The sequence below is a fragment of the Paenarthrobacter histidinolovorans genome, assembly GCF_014647595.1.
Classification (GTDB): domain Bacteria; phylum Actinomycetota; class Actinomycetes; order Actinomycetales; family Micrococcaceae; genus Arthrobacter; species Arthrobacter histidinolovorans.
On the sequence record NZ_BMPM01000010.1, the window covers coordinates 93,881 to 112,118 of the forward strand.

Sequence of the window (18,238 nt, forward strand, 5' to 3'; positions counted from 1 at the left end):
CTCCATCCCGCGTTATGTAGCAGGGCTCCTTGTCATCAAGCCAAGGAGCCCTGCCGTTAAACCGTAGCCGCTGCGGGCTTAGCGGACAGAATCGACGGGTGCGTCGTGAACTACCGGCACGTCAGTGGGAACCTGGGTAGGCAGGGCCGGGACGGCCGGCACTGCGGGGACGGCCGGCGTGGCCGGTACGGAAGGCACGGCCGGCACTGCCGGAACAGCCGGCGTGGCGGGAAGTTCGGACGTCACGGAGGCATCGGCGTCGGCATCTGCCTTGGTGCTGCCGTCAGCCTTCAGGCCGGCAGCCTTGCCTGCCTCCACCACGGCGGTGCAGTGTGCCTGGACGTTGGCTTCGCCGCCGGCAGCAACGGTCAGGGACTTGAAGCCCGGGACCTTGGCGTCTGCCTTCAGGCCTCCGTTGAGGAAGGCGGTGCAGAGACCGAATGCTTCAGGTGACGTGGCATCTTCCACAGCGGCCTTGGCGGCGTTGGCGGCGTTGGCGGCGTCGGTTGCCTTGGCCTGGCCGGCGTCCGCGGCATCCTTGGCCGTTGCCTTGGCAGTCTCGACGGCGTCAGTTGCCTTCGACTTGGCGGTTTCGGCGGCGTCGGCTGCTTCAGCGGCCTTCCCGGCAACCTTCTCGGTGGCAGCAGAGGCAGCGGGGGCAGGTGCGCCGACGACGTCGTGCGCGGTCTGCTGGAATTCAGTGGGAAGGGCGCCATTGAAGGCAGCGACGCCGGTTCCGCCGGCAGCTACAGCTCCGGCAGCCAAGACGCCTGCGGCGACTTTGCTGGTGGCAAGGACAGTGAACAAGGACATGAGACCCTCCGACAAACGATTTTGGGATTGCCCCGGCAGCTGTTGGGTGGCTGCCGGATGATCAGCGTGCGGGCGTGGCCCGTACTCCCTTTACATCGCTGGGGGCCTCGGTGAGGTTACGCCCTGCCCGAAATTTCTTTTGATGCCAGGACCCGGGCCTGCTCAATGAGTTTCAGGATCGTCACCGAGTCCGCCGGATCCACCGGTACCGGGCGCCGGGAGGTGGCGCCGCCGTCGTCGAGCTTTTCCGCGAGGAGACGGTAGAACTCCGGGTAGGCCCCGCGCTCAGTTGCGATGCGGCTCCGCTGACCGTCCACGTCCAGCGTGCCTGCGTTTTCAGGCGGTTCGACGCCGTACTCCGGGTCCGTCGGCAGCCCGCCTCCCAGCACGAACGGCTCTTGCGGATCGGTGCCGAACTTCACGAACGCACCCTGGGTGCCCAGGATTCTGAACCGGGGGCCGTGGAGGTGGCTGTTGAGGTTGATGGTGACGTGGGTTGCCACTCCCGATTCGTGCCGGAGCGCCAGGAAGACGTCGTCGTCTGCTTTTTCCTGCGGACGGCGCGCAGCGATTTCGGCGTAGGTGACGGTTGCCGGCCCGAAGAACCGGAGGGCCAGGTCCAGGACGTGGGTGCCGAGGTCGAACAGGACGCCGCCGCCATCTTCCGCCGTGGCACTGGCTTTCCAGGCTTTGGCGATCTCAGGTGCCCACCGCTCCATGCCCACCTCAAACCGGGTGACGGTACCCAGCGTCCCGGCGTCGAGCAGTTTCCGAACGGTGAGCGCATCGCCGTCCCAGCGCCGGTTCTGGTAGACAGTGAGCACGCGGCCAAGCCTGTCCGCCAGCTCGATCAATTCCTCGCCTTGGGCGCTGTGGATCACGAACGGCTTATCCACCACGACGTCGAGCCCGGCTTCCAGCGCGGCTTTAGCCAGCGGGTAGTGGGTGGCGGGCGGTGTGCCGAGGACAATGAGGTCCAGTTGATCGGCGAGAGCCAGGATGTCTTCCGGGGTGTTGACGATGCGCGCTTCCGGGTAGCGCTCTTTTGCTTGCGATTGGCGTGCCGCATCTGATGTGGCGATGACCGCAAGCTCGTAGGCCGGGTTGGCCTCGATGAAGGGCGCGTGGAAGACGCTGCCCGAAAGTCCAAAGCCTGCGACGGCGGTACGGATCGGCGTGGAAGTCATGACCCTAGGCTACCGACCCTCGCTCACGTAATGGCCCCTTTCCGGTAACCCTCCATCACCGGGTGAGCGGGCGATGGGGACGCCGAAGGCCGGAAACCTCCGCGAACCGATGTGTTGGTTCGGGAAGCTCCCGGCCTTCAGGAAATTACAGCAGGAGGGCTACTTCTTGGCGCCCTTTTCCCAGCCGAGAGTGGTCCAGTCCGGAACGTTGGAGAGGCTCTTGAACAGGGACGGGCCGTAGTTGGCCAGGCCCTTGTGCACGAACTGGATCTCCGGTCCGTTCATAACGGTGCCCATGGAGAAGTACTTCTCCATGTGCTTCTTCTCGACTTCCATTGCTGCCTTGTTGCGCTCGGTGTCGTCGGCGATGGTAGCAAGGCGCTTGATTTCGGCGTCGAGCTCAGCATCGCCCAGGCCGTTCTCGTTGGTGGTGGAGTCGTAGTACTGCTTGACGGCATCTGTTGCGTCCGGACCCACGGTGTAACCGGAGATGGTCACATCGAACTCGCGGGATCCAACAACCTTGCCGAAGTCTGCGTCGCCGCGCTGGTCAATGCCAACATCCATGCCTGCGGCCTGGAGCTGCTTCTGCAGGGTCTGCGAGGTTGCAGCCGCGGTGGGATCGTCACCGAAGTTGGTGATCTTGAAGGAGACGGGGACGCCGTCCTTCGCCATGATGCCCTTGTCATTGGCCGTGTAGCCAGCGTCGGTCAGGACCTTCTTGGCAGCCTCGGCGCCAGTTTCCTTCACAGGGTAGTTGTCCTGGTAGTACTCGGAGAACGGCATCAGCATCATGGAGCCCGAGCTTTCTTCGGACCAGTTCAGGCCGTTGAAGCGGACATCGCGGATGGCCTTGCGGTCCACTGCGGTGAAGATCGCCTTGCGGACAGCGACGTCGGTCAGCGCCGGGCGCTTGGCGTTCAGGTTCAGGCCACCGGCGAACAGTCGCTGGCCGCGGCGAACGTCAGCGTCCTTGGTGCCCTCGAGCTGCTTGTAGCGGCCAAGGGTACGGCCACTGGTGGCATCGATTTCGCCGTTCTTGAAGGCTGCGATGGTTGCGCTCGGCTCCATCTGACGCCAGATGACCTTCTCGAGAACCGGCTTCTGACCCCACCACTTGTCGTTGGGGACCATGGTGACCGTCTTGGCAGTGGTGTCGTAGTTCTCCACCTTGAACGGTCCAGCCATCCATTCGGGGTGCATGTTGCCGGCGAAGCCCGTGTTGAAGATCTCCGGGGTGTTCACCGCCGGGTGGATCAAGCCAAAGAAGAGACCTTCCAGCGGGAAGACCGGCTGGGTGGTGGTCACAATGACTTCTTTGTCGTTGGCGCCGGCCTTGACCGAGTCCACGAAGGCGTAGGCGCCGGCGGTGACGATGTCGATTGACTTGTCTTCGCCGCGGAGCATCTTCCACGTGTTCTCGAAGGTCTTCACATCAATGGGAGTGCCATCGTTCCAGGTCGCCTTGTCATTGACCTTGATGGTGATGGTCTGCTTGCCATCCTTGACTTCGCTGGTCACCGATTCGCAGAAGTCCTTGTTCGGCTCGGCCTTGCCGTTGAAGTCCAGCTTCCAGCAACCGCCGATGCCGCCGCTGCTGATGGCGGCTGTGTTCACCGGCGTCAAGACCGCCGAGGTATCGGCGCTGTTGCCAACATTGGAGAAGCCGTTAAAGTCCGGCCCGATACTGCCCACTGCCAGGGTGACGGTGCCGCCCTGGTCCATGTCCTTGGTTTCCTTGGCGTTGACGCTGATCAGCTTGCTGATGTCACCGCCTGCCTCTTCGGCCTTCTGGGAGGCCGGACCCGACGGCGTTCCCCCGCCGCAAGCGGTCAGCATGAGCGTTGCTGCGAGTGCTACGCCGCCGATCGTCGTGTACTTCTTCATGGTTTGCCCTTCATGTTTACGACTGAAATAACTTTGCGAGTTGAGACCAGGGATTCATTCGATGCGTCATATGTTGTCAGGCATGCACCACCAGCATCTCGGCATCCAGCTCTCCGTCCGGGAAGAAGCAGGCAAAGTCCTGCCCGCCTTCCGCTTCGGAAGTCAGTGGCGGCTCCAGAGTAAGGCACTTCTCCTGCTTTGCGGCAGGTAGCGCGGCAAACACCGGGCAACGTGTAGCGAAGTTACAACCCTTGGGCGCATCAAGCGGGCTGGGCAGGTCACCCTGCAGGATGATGCGTTCGCGGGTGCGTTCCAGGTTCGGGTCCGGTACGGGGATCGCGGACAGCAGGGCCCGGGTGTAGGGGTGCCTCGGGTTGTCGAAGACGTCGTCCACGTTACCGGTTTCCACGATCTTGCCCAGATACATCACGGCTACCCGGTCCGAGATATGGCGGACCACCGACAGGTCGTGGGCCACCATGAGGTAGCTGAGGCCAAGTTCGGCGCGGAGCTTGTCCAGCAGGTTGATGACCCCGGCCTGGACCGACACATCCAGCGCGGACACGGGCTCATCCAGGACCACCAGCTTGGGGTTGACCGCGAGCGCCCGGGCAATGCCGATGCGCTGGCGCTGACCACCTGAGAACTGGTTGGGGAAGCGGTTGACGTGGTCCGGCTGCAGGCCCACCAGCTGCATGAGTTCCATGATGCGCTTCTTGATGGCGGCCTTGGGCATCCCCAGGTTTTCCAGCGGTTCGGCCAGGACTTCATACACAGTGAAGCGCGGATCCAGGGCACCGGTGGGGTCCTGGAACACCATCTGCATTTCCTTGCGCATGGCCATTTTGGTCTTGTGGTCCGTGGCCACTTTGTTGCTGACGCCGCCGATCACCACTTCGCCCACCTGATCCGGGTGGAACTCCATGATTTCCAGGAGCGTGGTGGTCTTGCCGCAGCCGGACTCCCCCACGATTGAGACGCATTCGCCCTCGCGGATGTCGAAGCTCAGACCGTCCACGGCCTTGACCGTGCCGATCCGCCGCTTGATCAAGGCACCTTTGAGCAGGGGGAAGTGCTTCTTGACGTCCTTGAGTTCCAGGACCTTGTCGCGTTCGGTGCGGGCAACGCCGTCGAACTTTGAAACCGGCTTGGGCGGAGCGTGGAAAATCCGGTGCGCGTCCGCATTGCCGGAAAGCTCGCCGGACTTGATGCAGGCTGCCTTGTGGTCCAACGTCCCGGTCTCGGATCCGGGTACGGAAATGAGCTCGGGCTCGCCGTGCAGGCAGGCGTCGCTGACCATGGGGCAACGGGCCGCGAAGGAGCACCCTGTCACCGGCAAGGCCAGATTGGGAGGCGTTCCCTCGATGGGTACCAGCGACTGCTTGGTGGCTGTATCCACCCGCGGGACGGCACCCAGCAAGCCGAGCGTGTAAGGCATCCGCGGGTTGTAGTAGATGTCCTCCACCGTGCCGGTTTCCACAGGCTTGCCCGCGTACATGACCATGATGTCGTCAGCCATGCCGGCGACGACGCCGAGGTCGTGCGTGATCATGACGACGGCTGCGCCGGTCTCCTCCTGAGCTGTGTGCAGGACTTCCAACACCTGCGCCTGGATGGTGACATCGAGCGCCGTCGTGGGTTCATCGGCGATGAGCACCCGCGGATCGTTGGCGATCGCGATGGCGATCATTACGCGCTGGCGCATGCCGCCCGAGAACTCGTGCGGGAAGGCCTTCAGCCTGTCCTTGGGGCTTGGGATACCCACCATGCGCAAGAGGTCGACGGCGCGGGCTTCTTTCGCCTGCTTGCTCATGGTCGGGTTGTGGACAGTCAGGGCCTCGATGATCTGGTTGCCCACGGTGTAGACGGGCGTCAGCGAGGACAGCGGGTCCTGGAACACCATGGCGATGTCGCTGCCGCGGTGCTTGCACATGGCTTTGTCACTCAGGCCAAGGAGTTCCTTGCCCTTGAAACGCACCGAACCCGAGATGTCCGCTGTTTCGGGGAGGAGCCCCATGATCGCCATGGAGGTGACGGACTTGCCGGAGCCGGACTCACCCACGATTCCCAGGGTCTTTCCCGGCATGAGGTCGAAGTCGACGCCGCGGACAGCGTGGACCACGCCGTTTTCGGAGTTGAAGCGGACGTTCAGGTCACGGACACTGAGGACGGCGTCGCCGGGAGCGTACAGTCCGGCATCGCGGAGGCGCTCGGCGGGAGTGGTGTTGGTGCTCATTTGGTGGTCACCTTTGCGGTCTTGTTCTTCGCCCGGCCAATCGAGCTGGAGCTGGGGTCGAAGGCGTCGCGGAGGCCGTCGTTCATCATGGCCAGCGAACCGGTCAGGAAGAACATCACGATCAGAGGTACCCAGAACATCCACGGGAACGACGACACCTGGCCCGTCGCCTGGCCGATGAGGACGCCGAGGCTGACATCCGGGAGCTTGATGCCGATGCCGATAAAGGAGAAAGCAACCTCGGCAAGAATTGCACCGGTGATCCCCCGGGTGAAGTCGAGGACCAGCAGGGAGCCAATGTTCGGAACCAGGTGGCGCCACACGATCCTGCGGGAAGGCACGCCCATGTACTTGGCCGCTTTGACGTAATCACGCTGCATGAGGGACATGGACAGGGAGCGCACCAGGCGGGCCGTGCCCATCCAGCTGAAGAACAGCAGCACAACCACCAGCAGCAGCCAGCTGGGCAGGTTCTTGAGGCCGCCACTGCCGCTTGTTGCCACGGCAACCACCAGGATGGCGGGCATCATGATGAGCGCTTCGAGGATGAACAGCATGGTGGCATCCACCTTGCCGCCAAAGAACGCCATGGTGCAGCCATAGACGGCGGAGATCAGCACGGATATGCCGCCCACAATCAGGCCAATGAGGATCGACGTCCTGGTGCCATCGACAATGAGCGCCATGAGGTCGATGCCGGCCTGGGTGGTGCCCAGGAGGTGGTCGGGCGACGGTGGCATCCCGATGTTCAGGGGATCGATGGTCTCCTTGTCCCACGGCGTCAGGAAACCGCCGAAGACGGAGAAGAGGAACAGTGCCACGAAAATGAACAGACCGGCGACGGCGGTCCGGTTCCGCAGGAAGCGGCGGAAAATGATCCGGGACTTGCCGATGACCACGTCCTGGTCAGCTACGCGGGACTCGTCGATTTCGGCGATCGGGTCGATGATGTTTGTCATTACTGGACCCTCACTCGTGGATCGACCAGCGTGGTGGCAAAGTCGGCCAGGATGGCGCCGATTGCGAAGATGACCGAACCGTAGGCCAACGTGGCGGTGGCAACGTTGACGTCCTGCAAGCCGATGGACTGGATGCTCCACAGTCCGATGCCAGGCCAGGCGAAGATGGCCTCGGCGAAGAAGCCCCCCGTGAAGATCGCCGGGATGGTGAACGCGATGCTTTGGGCCACCGGAATGAAGGAGACCCGCAGTGCATGCTTCCGGATGGCCTGGTTACGGGTGAGGCCCTTGGCCCGGGCAGTCCGGACGAAGTCTGCATTCACGTTGTCCAGAAGGTATTGCCGTTGTGCGATCTGGTAACCCGCCCAACCGAAGATGGTCATCGCGAAGGTGGGCACGGCGTAGTGGGCCACAAGGTCAACGAAAGCCGGCCAGCCCGGGTCTATTCCCGGCGTCGAAATTCCTGTCACGAAGAACAGTCGCTCGCCGACGGCTTCGTTGATGCTGATGGCACCCAACTGCACCAGGAAGTAGGCGATGGGGGCGGGGAGGATGTGGACCAGGTAGCTGTAGGACGTAATGACACGGTCCTGGAACTTGTATTGGCGTGCGGCAGAGTAGACACCCAGTGCCACCCCGATGATCAACGTCAGGATGATCGAGGCAATGAACAGCCGGGTGGACACCAACACACGGTCCGCGAACTCGGCGTTGACGTAGGCACCGTTCGGGCTGCGGCCCCAGTCCCAGCGGGTCACGATGCCGCCGAGCCATTCGACGTAACGCTCCCAGGCGTTCTTCTCCGGGTCCAGGCCGAGTCCCCGGAAGGACGCTGCTACCTGTTCGGGGGTTGGCCGCGGAATCTTCTCTTGTTCCAGGACGGCCGGTTTGAGCGATGAGACAGCCAGGAAATACCCGGCGCTGGTGGTCAGGAAGATCATGATCAGGTAGATGCCTGAACGCTTCAGCAGATATTTCAGCATGTCGGGTGGCTGCCCCGAATCGTGGCAAAACTCAAAGCTCGTCCTTCCGCGGTTCCCGGCTGTGGCCGGCGTCAGCTACGAATAGATGCAGCGGGTTCTTGGGTCCCCCACACCCCTTCAGTGATCACCAGCCCTGTATGGCATGCGTCACATTCAAGAGGAAACTACCACAATAACTGCTTCACGTTTTGCTTCCGGGCGGCCAGTTTCGCGCCTGCAGCCAGATTGTTATGTGCAGACTGCGTCAGGAATTCGACAGAAGGGCCACACAGCAGGGCCATCGCGTAGGGCCATCCAGCACGGACACCTAAGAACCCGCAAGTGGGATCCCTCCGGGAACTTCGAGCTAGGTGGCCTTCAGGAGGCGGGTGATGAGCTCACGCCAGGAGTCCGTGAGCCGGCTCGGCGAAATGCCCCGAACCCGGACGTCGTCGACGATCCGCTCGGGGTCCAGGGCGTAGGTCAGGGACATCGCCATCACCCAGGGATCCGCGATGCCCGCCTCCCGCAGCAGAACCTCCATATGCCGGTGCGAGAGCTTTGTCGCGGGGACATCAAACCTGTTCCGGGTAGCAGCGCCGGCAGCTTTCAGAAGCTCGCCGTTTTCCAGGACGAAATAGATCCGCCCTTCACCAAAAGCCACGAGGCGGTCTTCAGGTGACGCACCCGGACCAAGCGGGGGCGGCCCGAACATGAAGCCACGCTGGAACTCGGACTCGGCATCGCTGAGCAGGGTCATCATGAGCCCGGCACGGCTGCCAAACCTCCGGAAGACCGTGCCCTTGCCCACCTTGGCTTTGCACGCGAGGGCGTCCATGGTCAGCGCGTCGGCGCCGAACTCATCCACCAGCTCCCGGGCAGCGCAGAGCAAGCGCTCGCGGTTCCGCGCGGCGTCGCTGCGCTCATGCGGCAGTCCCGGCGTCCCCATGGGCGCGTCGGGCTGGAGGGGGATGAAGCTCACAAGAAACATTCTAGACCCGGGAATAGAAAACGGACCGTAGTCCGTTTAGTATCGGTGAAGGCTCCAAAGCCCCAGAAACCGCAGGCCGGGGAACCCACACCCGGCCCGACACAAGGAGACACCATGTCCAAGAGCACCGTTCTGACCCTCGTCGGCAGCCTGCGCGCCGATTCCCACAACAAGAAGCTGGCCGAAGCCATCCAGCTGAACGCTCCGGAAAACGTTGACGTGCAGATCCACGATTCCCTGGGCAACATCCCGTTCTACAACGAGGACATCGACATCGAAGGCCAGGTCCCCGCCGAAGCCGCGGCCCTCCGCGCCGCGGCAAACGACGCCGACACCATCCTCCTGGTCACCCCCGAGCACAACGGCACCGTCCCCGCTTCGCTGAAGAACGCCATCGACTGGCTGTCCCGCCCCTTCGGCGCCGGCGCCCTCTCCGGCAAGCCGACCGCCGTCGTCGGAACCGCTTTCGGCCAGTACGGCGGCGTCTGGGCACAGGACGAAGCCCGCAAGGCCGTCGGCATTGCCGGCGCCAAGGTCCTCGAAGACGTGAAGCTGGCCGTCCCCGGGTCCATGATCCGCTTCGCTGAACTGCACCCGAAGGACGACGCCGAGGTCGTAGAGCAGATCAAGGGCATCTTTGAGCCGCTGACCGCTGCCCAGGACGACGAAGAAGCCGCAGCCTAGTTCTCCGGTTGCCATGCCCCCGTTCCGCATCCTGCGGCGCGGGGGCATTTGTCTGCCCGGCAGTTGGCCCCGGTGCGTGATCAACTCTTGTCCGAACCGTCACCATAGCGGCATTACGCCCCCCGGGATCCCGTCCTAACGTTGGAAGTACAGGTGGACGGACAGGAGCGCGGGGCTGTCATGCATGCCGGACGGGGAACCAGGAGTACGACGGCGATCACGGCCGCCTGCCTCGGTTTCGTGCTGTGGGCGGCCGGCTGCACCGCGGCCCCGGACGCTGCCACGTCACCTACCAGCAATCCGCTCCCCACGGTTTCCGTGCCGACGCCCCCGCCCGCCGCTCCCAGCACCCCGCCGGTGGCTTCTGCCCCGGCAACTGCAGTAACCCCGATGCCGGGCGTTCCCTCCGTCGCGGTTCCCGCCGCGCCACCCCCGGCCGCGAGTGCAGATCCTGCCCCCAGCGCCACTCCGGCCCCTTCATCCGCTGCACCCGGCAGCCCCGCGCCGAGCACAATCAAGCCGGTTCCCGTCGCCGAGCCTTCGCCTCAACCCGGCACCAGCGCCCCCGAACCGTCAGCGACGGCCACTGTGGTCCCGGTGGCTTCCGAAGATTCCGGCCCGGCGGTCTACTACGTCGCCATCGACGACGGCGGGGCGCGCGGCGTGCGGTTCGGCTGCAACGACAGCCTGGTTCCCGTGCGCGGGGCAGAAGTTCCTGGCGATCCGCTGTCCGTGGCCTTGGGGCGCTTGCTGGAAGGAGGCATGCCGGTGGACAGTGATGCGGCGCTCTACGATTCCCTGGCGGATTCGTCACTGACATTCCTGTCCGGCTACATGAGTGGATCCACAGTGGTGGTGAACCTTAGTGGATCACTGCGACCAGGCGGCGTCTGCGACATCCCGCGGATACAAGCCCAGCTGACCCACACTGTTGTGGCGGCCACGGGGGCGTCGCGGGCCGAGATCTACGTCAACGGCAGGACCCTCACGGAGGCGCTGAGCGTGCGATGAGGGAATGGCGGGAGCGGCTAGGCCGTCGCGATCGCCAGCACGCGCCTGAGGGCCCAGGCCACGCGCAACAACGCCAATACTGAGGCGAACGTCAGCAGAAGCGCCACAGCCTCCGGAATCCACAGGCCCGTGGGCGCGTCTCCTTCAAGGACAACCGTCATCAACGCGGCAACCACCAGAAGGCCGAGGCCGGGAATGGCGAACAGGAACACCTCGCCGATCTGACGGCGGTGGGTGGCTGACAGCCTTTCCAGCGGGAGTTCGCGCTGGCCCGGTGCAGCCTTCTTCCCCAGCACATTGATCAGCATGGAGACACTCGTGAGGGTGAGCCCGGCCGTGGCGCCTGCCAGGGTGGCGAGGGTTTGGAACAAGGCCCGCCGCGCACCGGGATCGACGCCCTCCAGCAGCAGAGGCCGACCGGTCACAGCGGCTATGCCCACCCAGAGGAGGACGACCAACCCAGCCCACAGGTAATCGGCCATAGGATGCAGCAGGAACCAACGCCACAACGGCCTGCGGCGGCCGGCGCGGTCAACATCAACCTCGTACAAGCTCATGACCCGACCCATCCCGGGATTCCCCGGCTTCTTCGCCAACCCTGGCTGCGGCGAGAGCTGCACGCACGGTGGCCATTCCTCCTGCGACCAGGTCCGGTACGAGGCTGGAATCAGCGGCCCCCTTGACGTCCGGCAACGTCCTGGCGAAGAACGGCTCGTTGTCCCTGGCCTGCTTGTTGAGGATCGCAATGGCCTCGGCAGTGGACTTCTGCGGGTCATTGAAGACGTCCGGGTCCACCTCGATGTGCGAAATGAACCGTTCCTTCAGCAGGTCCACTACCTCGCGGTCACCGGTCAGGGAGTCTTTGCCCTCGGCAACCACGTAATCGAAATGCTCCACGGAACCGGCCTGGCGGAAAAGATCGATCAGCCGCTGAATACGCGCCCTGATCCGCCGCTTGTCGTCGGCACTTCCTGCCCTGCCGACGCTCAGGGAAATCCGGAAAGTTCCTTGGTTCATCAGGCGCGAGGCACTGTCCAGAACATCAGCCCACTCGCCTTCCATGAGCTTTCCCGACAAGCGCTCAGCGGGCAGGGCAAACTCGAAACGGCTCACCTCCAGCCGGGCCAGGATTTCCTCAATGTCCTCCCGCACCACGGGCACCAGGACGGGCTCCAAGCCCAGCATCCCATCCAGGTACTCCCCCATCCTGGACGCCCTGGGGCCATTTCCGCTGGTGAGCACAGCCATCACGTTGCGTTTGAGGAAGGCGAAGTAGGTGGTTTCAAGCAGATGATCGCCAGGCGCCAGGGGCAACGGCTTGCGCCTGCCCAGCGCATCACCAACACTGGGGAGGTTGGTATCCCGGACCCGGTCGAGAAGCAGCACCGGGTAGGGCAAGGTTGCCACCGCCTGTGCAAGCAAAACTGTTCCGTCCGCACTGGTGAAATGCCTGTCCGTTCCGGCCTCCTGGGCCTTCTTCAGCACTTCAGCCACGCGACGGGCAGGAAACGGACGGCCGGGATCTGCTTCGTTCAATTGCTCGATCCGCCAGAACTGCACACTGCGCCGTGCCATGTGCCCTCCCTTCGCCGTATGCCTTCTTCCTGTTCCCAAAGTTATCGGTGAGGTCCGACATTAAAGCCGGGTGCCGTCGTCGTGCGTTTGGCCCCGCGTCACAGGCTGTATTTGGGGCCCTGTTCGAACAACGAATCCATTTCGTCGTGGCTGCGGGTGCCGGCCAGGCCGGCCCAATTTCCGTCGCCCAGGATCTCCTTGGCCACGCGCGCCACCTTGGCGTACGCCGCTTTGGCTGTGTTGCCGCCGATGCTGACGCGGCGGACACCGACGTCGTGCAGTTCCAGGGGCGACGGCGCCCCAACGCCCGCCAGCGCATTGAGCGGCGCAGGGATCCGGCTGGAAAGCTGGTGCAGGACGTGGAGATCAACGACGCCGGGCACGAAGATCCCGCTGGCCCCCGCAGTGAGGTAGGACTCGGCTCGACGGAGGGTTTCCTCGTAGGCCGTGTCCGGGAATTGGCCGGAAAGGTAGGTGTCGGTGCGGGCATTGATGAACAACGGAATGTCGCGTTCGTCCGCGACCAGGCGGATCAGTGCGATCCGACGGGATTGCTCGTCGATATCGGTGAGCGGCTCAGCACCCGAGTCTTCGATGTTGATCCCCACGGCCCCGGCGTCCAGGACGGCGTGGACCGTGGCCCTGAGCTCATCATCGGTTCGCCCGTAGCCCGTCTCGATGTCTGCCGTGACCGGCAAAGTGGTGGCACCCACTACCCGGCCCAACGCAGCCATGGCCAAGCCCCACGGCACGTGGTCCCCGTCCCGAAAGCCCAGGCTCCAGGAGACGGCGGAGCTTGAGGTGGCGATCGCCGTCGCTCCGGCTTCCTGGACGACGCGGGCGGAGGCTGCGTCCCACACGTTCACCAACACGAGGGGATCGGGCCCGGCCTCGTGAAGTTTGTGGAATTGCTGGGCTTTGGTCACGGATCCTCGGTGCGCTGTCATAGCTACATTCCAACCGCTCACACCCGTGGCGTAAAGCTTGGCCTGCAAACACGTGGCGGTTGTGAAAACAAGTGTTGCCTCATTAGCAACATCGGGGAGTATCCTGTGACTGTGACCCACGAAACATTGGATGCCGGCGCAACACTGCCCGCTGAAGCCATCGACGCCATTGAGCGGGCCGCCACGGCCGCTCACCCGCACGAGGAACTGTTCTCCGCGCGGGCCGCCAACATCAAGCAATCCGCCGTGCGCGATGTCTTCGACATCTCCATGCAGCCAGGGCTTGTCTCCCTCGCCGGCGGCAACCCGTACCTCCAGTCGCTGCCGCTGGAAAAGCTCGGCCAGACCGCAGCCCGGATCATCGCCGAAGAAGGCATGACCGCCCTGCAATACGGCGGCGGCCAGGGAACAGAAGAACTGCGCGCCCAGATCTGCGACATCATGGCCGCTGAAGGAATCACCAACGCCAGCCCCGAAAACATCGTCATCACGGCTGGATCCCAGTCGGCGCAGGACGTGGCCACCAAGGTCTTCTGCAACCCAGGGGATGTTGTCCTGGTGGAGAACCCCACTTATGTGGGCGCCCTGAACACGTTCGAGGCGTACCAAGTGCAGGTGGAACCTGTTAAAATGGACGACGACGGACTGGTGCCCGAGCTTCTTGAGGCCAGGATCGCGGCGCTCCAGTCAGAGGGCAAGAACATCAAGTTCCTCTACACGATCCCCAACTTCAACAACCCCTCCGGCATCACGCTGGCGCAGGAGCGCAGGCAGCGCATCGTCGACATATGCCGCGAGGCGAATATTATCGTTCTCGAGGACAACCCCTACGGGCTCTTGCGGTTCGACGGTCACCCCATTGCGCCAATGCGGGCGGCAAACCCGGACGACGTCATCTACCTTGGGTCCTTCTCCAAGATCTTTGCCCCGGGGCTCCGCATCGGCTGGGCACTGGTTCCCGCCCATCTGCAACGGCGCTTCTACCTGGCCTCGGAAGCCGTGACGCTATGCCCGCCACCCCTGAACCAGATGCTCGTCTCGGCGTATCTGCGCGATTACGACTGGCAGGGCCAGATCGACACGTACCGGACGCTCTACTCCGAGCGTTGCGAGGCCCTTCTGTCCGCCCTGGATGAGTACATGCCCGCAGGGCTCTCATGGACCCGTCCGGCCGGCGGCTTCTTCGTGTGGGTCACCCTGCCCGAGGGCGTGGATACCTACCCGCTGCTCGGAAAGGCGATCGACGCCGGCGTCGTCTTCATTCCCGGGGCAGCTTTCTCCCCCGCCGACGGCCCCTCCAACAAACTGCGCCTCGCCTTCAGCGCGGTGCCGCCGGATACCATTGCCGAAGGCGTACGTCGCCTGGCGCCTGTCCTGGCAGAAGCCATCAAAGCCACCAATGAAGGAGCAGCACAATGACCGGAGTTGTGATTGTCGGAGTCGACGGCAGCGAGACGGCGATGAGGGCGGCGCAGGCAGCACAACAGCTGGCGCTCGGCCTTGGAGCCAGCCTGCGCGTTGTCAGCGCCTTCGACAGCAACCGGACCGAGGTGGTTGAAATCGGCACGGACAAGTGGATCGTGTCCGACGCCGCCGAGGCCGAAACTGTGGCCCGAACCGTTGCCGAGCGACTCGCTCATGACGGACTCGAAGTGACCTACTCCGCAGCCCGCGGCAAGCCGGGCGAAGCCCTGGTCAAGGAAGCCGAAATGCATGATGCCCGCCTGATCGTCGTGGGCAACCGACGCATGCAGGGATTGGGCCGCGTCCTGGGCAGCGTGGCCAACACGGTAGCCCACACCGCCCCCTGCGATGTTTACATCGCCAAAACGGACCAGCCCTAAAGCGAGCTGAATCACTGCGCCGGGTGGGGAGACTCACCCGGCGTTTGGCGCATTTCGGGCCGGACCGTAACCTGAACCGTTATAAAATCGAGATGCCCCCAATGGCGTGAGCCGCCATCCACTTCTCGATTTCAGGGGAAACTTCTTGCTTACCTTGCAGCCGCGCCAGCGCGTGGGCCACGACATCCTGCTTGCCCGCCACGGCAACACCATCAGCACCATGCGCTACGACCGCGCCAACAACCAGGTCATCGCGATGCTCGATGACGGCTCCTGGGACAGCGCCCCCAACATGATCACTCCCGGCCTTGAGATGCCCGAGACCATCGGCAGCGTTTTCCGCAAGGACTGGCGCTTCCTCTCCCTGGCCTGCGTAGCGATGGTCACCGTAGCGGCCGTCGCCATGGGCATCAGCATTGAGCTGGCAAACAACATGTCGACGACGGAACTCCAGGCACTGCTGGTGAACTACCCGGCGTTCTAGCCGAACTCAAGTGACTCCTGGACTCCGGGCCGCCTGCGGCGGACCAGGAGGATCGCCAGTCCCACGGCAAGCCAGGCCGCGCCGAGCAGGTAGGTAAACCACGCCAGGGATGTCCAGAGCCAGGCGATGGAGGCGAAACCCAGCACAGGCAGAACCAGGTTCCGCAGGGTCCCCCACGTGCCCCGCTTCCCCAGCTCGAAAAACAGGACCTTGATGGTTGCGAGGTTCACCACCGCGAAGGCAATCAAAGCCCCAAAGTTAATCATGTAGACCGCCTGTTCCAGGGTGATGAACAAGGCCACCAAAGACACCGCGGATACCAGCAGTGCAGCGACATGCGGTGTGCGGAAGCGCGGCTGAAGTCTCGCCAGCACTCCCGGCAGGATCCGGTCCCTGCCCATGGCATAGATGACCCGGCTGACGCTCATTTGGGCCGCAGTTCCACAGAGCACTAGTCCGCCGAGGTTCACCAGGACGAACACCACCATCAAGACGTCTCCCCCGGCGCGCTGCATGAGTTCGGTTCCGGCGGCATCGAGATTCGCGATCGACCGCCAGTCAGGCGCGATCAAGCTTCCTGCCACGGAAAACAGCGTGTAGCCCAGGCCCGCGAAGAGCGTGGACAAAATGATGCCCCGCGGAACATCCCTCTTCGGATGGCGCGTTTCCTCTGAAAGAGTGGACACGCCGTCAAAGCCCAGAAAAGCGAACGCGACGATGGCGGCAGCAGCCATCACCGGCATCATTCCGCCCGCACCGGGGGTCAAGGGCCGGACGACGCTCTCCACCGTGAGGTCCGGAGCGTTCAGGACTGCCAGGACAACAAAGACCAGGATGACGAGCACCGAGGCGGCGACCACCGCAAGGTTCATTTTCTTGATCCACCCCACACCGATCACGCTGAACAGTCCGACCACCAGAAGACAGGCCAGCACTGCGAGCTGAGGCGGTATGCCCGGCACCAGGCTGTTGAGATACAGGCCGAAGAGCAGGAAGTTCACCATCGGGAGGAACAGGTAGTCAAGCATCATGGCCCAGCCCACCATGAAGCCAAACGGCTTGCCGAAAGCGCGGGAGGCGTAGGCATAGGCACCGCCCGTCACCGGAACGTGGCGTGCCATCTGACCGTAGCTGTGTGCCGTGAACATCATCGCCACCAGGGCCGCTACGTAGGCGGCCGGCAAATGCCCGTCGCTGATTTCGGTTCCGGCCCCGTACACCGCCACGACGGACAAGATGCCCATTGACGTCAGGCCGAAGGCAACCAACGAAGGCAGGCCAAGAACGCGCCTAAGCGTGGGTTGCGACGGCGGAGCTTCCAGTGCATTGGTAGACGGGGTGTGCATGGTGCCTCCTTGATGCGATCCGCATCACATAAATGAATGGTGTTCATTAGATTAGGGGCAACGTTGGGTGTTGTACAGAGTTTGGTATTCCAAAATCTATTTGGACCCCGGCTGACAGTCCGGTTTTGCTTGATCTGGGCGGCTTTTGTGTCCATCGGCACCGCGAAGTGGGATGGCGGTCTATCATTTGGTATACCGATTGCCAATAAGGAGGACGATGATGGCTGCACACCTGGCGCTGGAGGACCACTACGGAAACTCTTCCGACACTCAGCCCCTCTTAGTGACCCCCGGTTTCGTGGATGCGCACATCCACCCGGACAAGACCACGTGGGGCTCGCCCTGGCTTTCCCGCCGCGCGGCGGCCACCCTTGAGGACCTCATCAGCAACGATTTGCGGGCGCAGCTCGCGTACCAGGACAGCGTGGAGGAATGCGCCTTCGCCCTTATGAGACAAGCCGTCCTCAGCGGAACCATGGCAATGCGCGCACACGTGGACGTGGCCACACAGATCGGGTTGCGCAATATCCATGGCGTCAGGGCAGCAGCTGAGAGGCTGGCTCCCTACCTGGACGTCCAGATCGTCGCGTTCCCGCAGTTCGGCCTTCTCAGCAATCAGGGCACGTTGGACCTTGTGGAAGCCTCCCTGTCCGAAGGGGCAGACCTTGTGGGCGGGATAGACCCCGCCTCACTGGATGGCGATCTCCACGGTCACCTGGACGCGGTCTTTGCACTGGCGAACAAGTATGGACGGGACGTGGACATACACCTCCACGATTCCGGCCCGGAGGGGCTCGCCCAGGTGCAGCTGATCGCAGAGCGGACGGTGGCGGAAGGAATGCAGGGCCGGGTCACCGTCGGCCACGGTTTTGCGCTCTGCGACCCTTCCCAACCAGGACTTGGAGCCGCCCTCGATGCCATGGCAACTGCCGGGATGTGGCTGGCTACCTGTGCACTCGGGGCAGACCCCGTCCCTGTCCTTGACCTCGTGGAGAAGCATGGGGTCCGGGTTGCCCTGGGCTCAGATGGCGTCCGTGATGCGTGGTCACCCTTCGGGTCCGGAAGCATGGTGGACCGCACCCATCTCCTGGGATACCGGACGGGAGCTTTGACCGATGCCGAGCTGGAGAGGTGCTTCCGGATCGCTACAGCCGATGGTGCAGAGCTGCTCGGGTCGGCAGCAGTTGCCGCGTTCTTCGGTCCCGGGTCAGCTGACCGGGTGGAATTCGCAGCCCACTCAATTCCAGAGTTGGTGGTGGACCGGCCTTCGCCGATGCGGGTGGTCCGGGCTGGAAAGACAGTGAGTCTGTAG

The 18,238-nt window shown here is 63.6% G+C and carries 17 protein-coding genes; 6 read left to right on the plus strand and 11 right to left on the minus strand.

What is annotated here, in order from left to right; translation table 11 throughout:
* Positions 1-78 precede the first annotated feature (78 nt).
* The 7 genes from IEY62_RS19200 to IEY62_RS19230 form a co-directional block, all read right to left on the minus strand.
* A complete protein-coding gene (locus IEY62_RS19200) occupies positions 79-813 on the minus strand; it encodes a hypothetical protein (protein ID WP_189020890.1) in 735 nt (244 codons plus the stop codon).
* 116 nt (positions 814-929) lie between these two features.
* Positions 930-2,000, minus strand: a complete 1,071-nt coding sequence (locus IEY62_RS19205) for a Gfo/Idh/MocA family protein (protein WP_189020892.1) — start codon at positions 1,998-2,000, stop codon at positions 930-932.
* A gap of 159 nt (positions 2,001-2,159) precedes the next feature.
* Positions 2,160-3,887, minus strand: coding sequence for an ABC transporter family substrate-binding protein (locus IEY62_RS19210; RefSeq protein WP_189020894.1), 1,728 nt, complete (start codon positions 3,885-3,887; stop codon positions 2,160-2,162).
* Between the two features lie 76 nt (positions 3,888-3,963).
* Positions 3,964-6,123, minus strand: coding sequence for a dipeptide ABC transporter ATP-binding protein (locus IEY62_RS19215; protein ID WP_189020896.1), 2,160 nt, complete (start codon positions 6,121-6,123; stop codon positions 3,964-3,966).
* Positions 6,120-7,082 (minus strand): ABC transporter permease, encoded by a 963-nt coding sequence (locus tag IEY62_RS19220; protein WP_189020899.1) that lies wholly within the window; start codon positions 7,080-7,082, stop codon positions 6,120-6,122. Before IEY62_RS19220 ends, IEY62_RS19215 begins: the two co-directional genes overlap by 4 nt.
* Entirely contained in the window at positions 7,082-8,065 is a 984-nt protein-coding gene (locus tag IEY62_RS19225; RefSeq protein WP_189020901.1) for an ABC transporter permease, read from the minus strand. The genes IEY62_RS19220 and IEY62_RS19225 overlap by 1 nt, the downstream gene beginning before the upstream one ends.
* Before the next feature lie 346 nt (positions 8,066-8,411).
* The gene (locus IEY62_RS19230) at positions 8,412-9,026 is read right to left on the minus strand and encodes a TetR/AcrR family transcriptional regulator (RefSeq protein ID WP_229785460.1); all 615 of its coding nucleotides are present in this window, start codon (positions 9,024-9,026) and stop codon (positions 8,412-8,414) included.
* 123 nt (positions 9,027-9,149) lie between these two features.
* Between IEY62_RS19230 and IEY62_RS19235 the strand changes: the two genes are divergently transcribed.
* Together IEY62_RS19235 and IEY62_RS19240 are read left to right on the plus strand one after the other, a co-directional pair.
* Positions 9,150-9,719, plus strand: a complete 570-nt coding sequence (locus tag IEY62_RS19235; protein ID WP_189020903.1) for an NAD(P)H-dependent oxidoreductase — start codon at positions 9,150-9,152, stop codon at positions 9,717-9,719.
* A gap of 153 nt (positions 9,720-9,872) precedes the next feature.
* A complete protein-coding gene (locus IEY62_RS19240) occupies positions 9,873-10,730 on the plus strand; it encodes a GerMN domain-containing protein (RefSeq protein WP_229785461.1) in 858 nt (285 codons plus the stop codon).
* A gap of 17 nt (positions 10,731-10,747) precedes the next feature.
* On the opposite strand, the gene IEY62_RS19245 is transcribed toward IEY62_RS19240, so the two are convergent.
* The 3 genes from IEY62_RS19245 to IEY62_RS19255 all read right to left on the minus strand — a co-directional run bounded on the left by IEY62_RS19245 (position 10,748) and on the right by IEY62_RS19255 (position 13,252).
* Positions 10,748-11,287: a hypothetical protein gene (locus IEY62_RS19245; RefSeq protein WP_189020905.1), complete on the minus strand. Its 540-nt coding sequence runs from the start codon at positions 11,285-11,287 to the stop codon at positions 10,748-10,750.
* A complete protein-coding gene (locus IEY62_RS19250) occupies positions 11,268-12,305 on the minus strand; it encodes a hypothetical protein (RefSeq protein WP_189020907.1) in 1,038 nt (345 codons plus the stop codon). The genes IEY62_RS19245 and IEY62_RS19250 overlap by 20 nt, the downstream gene beginning before the upstream one ends.
* Positions 12,306-12,403: 98 nt before the next feature.
* The gene (locus IEY62_RS19255) at positions 12,404-13,252 is read right to left on the minus strand and encodes an isocitrate lyase/PEP mutase family protein (RefSeq protein WP_189020909.1); all 849 of its coding nucleotides are present in this window, start codon (positions 13,250-13,252) and stop codon (positions 12,404-12,406) included.
* Positions 13,253-13,363: 111 nt separating this feature from the next.
* Here IEY62_RS19255 and IEY62_RS19260 point away from each other — a divergent pair, with 111 nt between their 5' ends.
* From IEY62_RS19260 to IEY62_RS19270, 3 genes are all read left to right on the plus strand, one after another.
* Positions 13,364-14,671 (plus strand): aminotransferase-like domain-containing protein, encoded by a 1,308-nt coding sequence (locus tag IEY62_RS19260; RefSeq protein WP_189020911.1) that lies wholly within the window; start codon positions 13,364-13,366, stop codon positions 14,669-14,671.
* The gene (locus IEY62_RS19265) at positions 14,668-15,096 is read left to right on the plus strand and encodes a universal stress protein (protein WP_189020913.1); all 429 of its coding nucleotides are present in this window, start codon (positions 14,668-14,670) and stop codon (positions 15,094-15,096) included. The genes IEY62_RS19260 and IEY62_RS19265 overlap by 4 nt, the downstream gene beginning before the upstream one ends.
* 172 nt (positions 15,097-15,268) lie before the next feature.
* Positions 15,269-15,580 carry a hypothetical protein gene (locus IEY62_RS19270; protein ID WP_189021044.1) on the plus strand — a complete coding sequence of 104 codons (312 nt, stop codon included), beginning with the start codon at positions 15,269-15,271 and terminating at the stop codon, positions 15,578-15,580.
* Here IEY62_RS19270 and IEY62_RS19275 read toward each other — a convergent pair.
* A complete protein-coding gene (locus tag IEY62_RS19275) occupies positions 15,577-16,926 on the minus strand; it encodes an APC family permease (protein ID WP_189020915.1) in 1,350 nt (449 codons plus the stop codon). The genes IEY62_RS19270 and IEY62_RS19275 overlap by 4 nt on opposite strands.
* Before the next feature lie 217 nt (positions 16,927-17,143).
* Between IEY62_RS19275 and IEY62_RS19280 the strand changes: the two genes are divergently transcribed.
* Entirely contained in the window at positions 17,144-18,238 is a 1,095-nt protein-coding gene (locus IEY62_RS19280; protein WP_229785462.1) for an amidohydrolase family protein, read from the plus strand.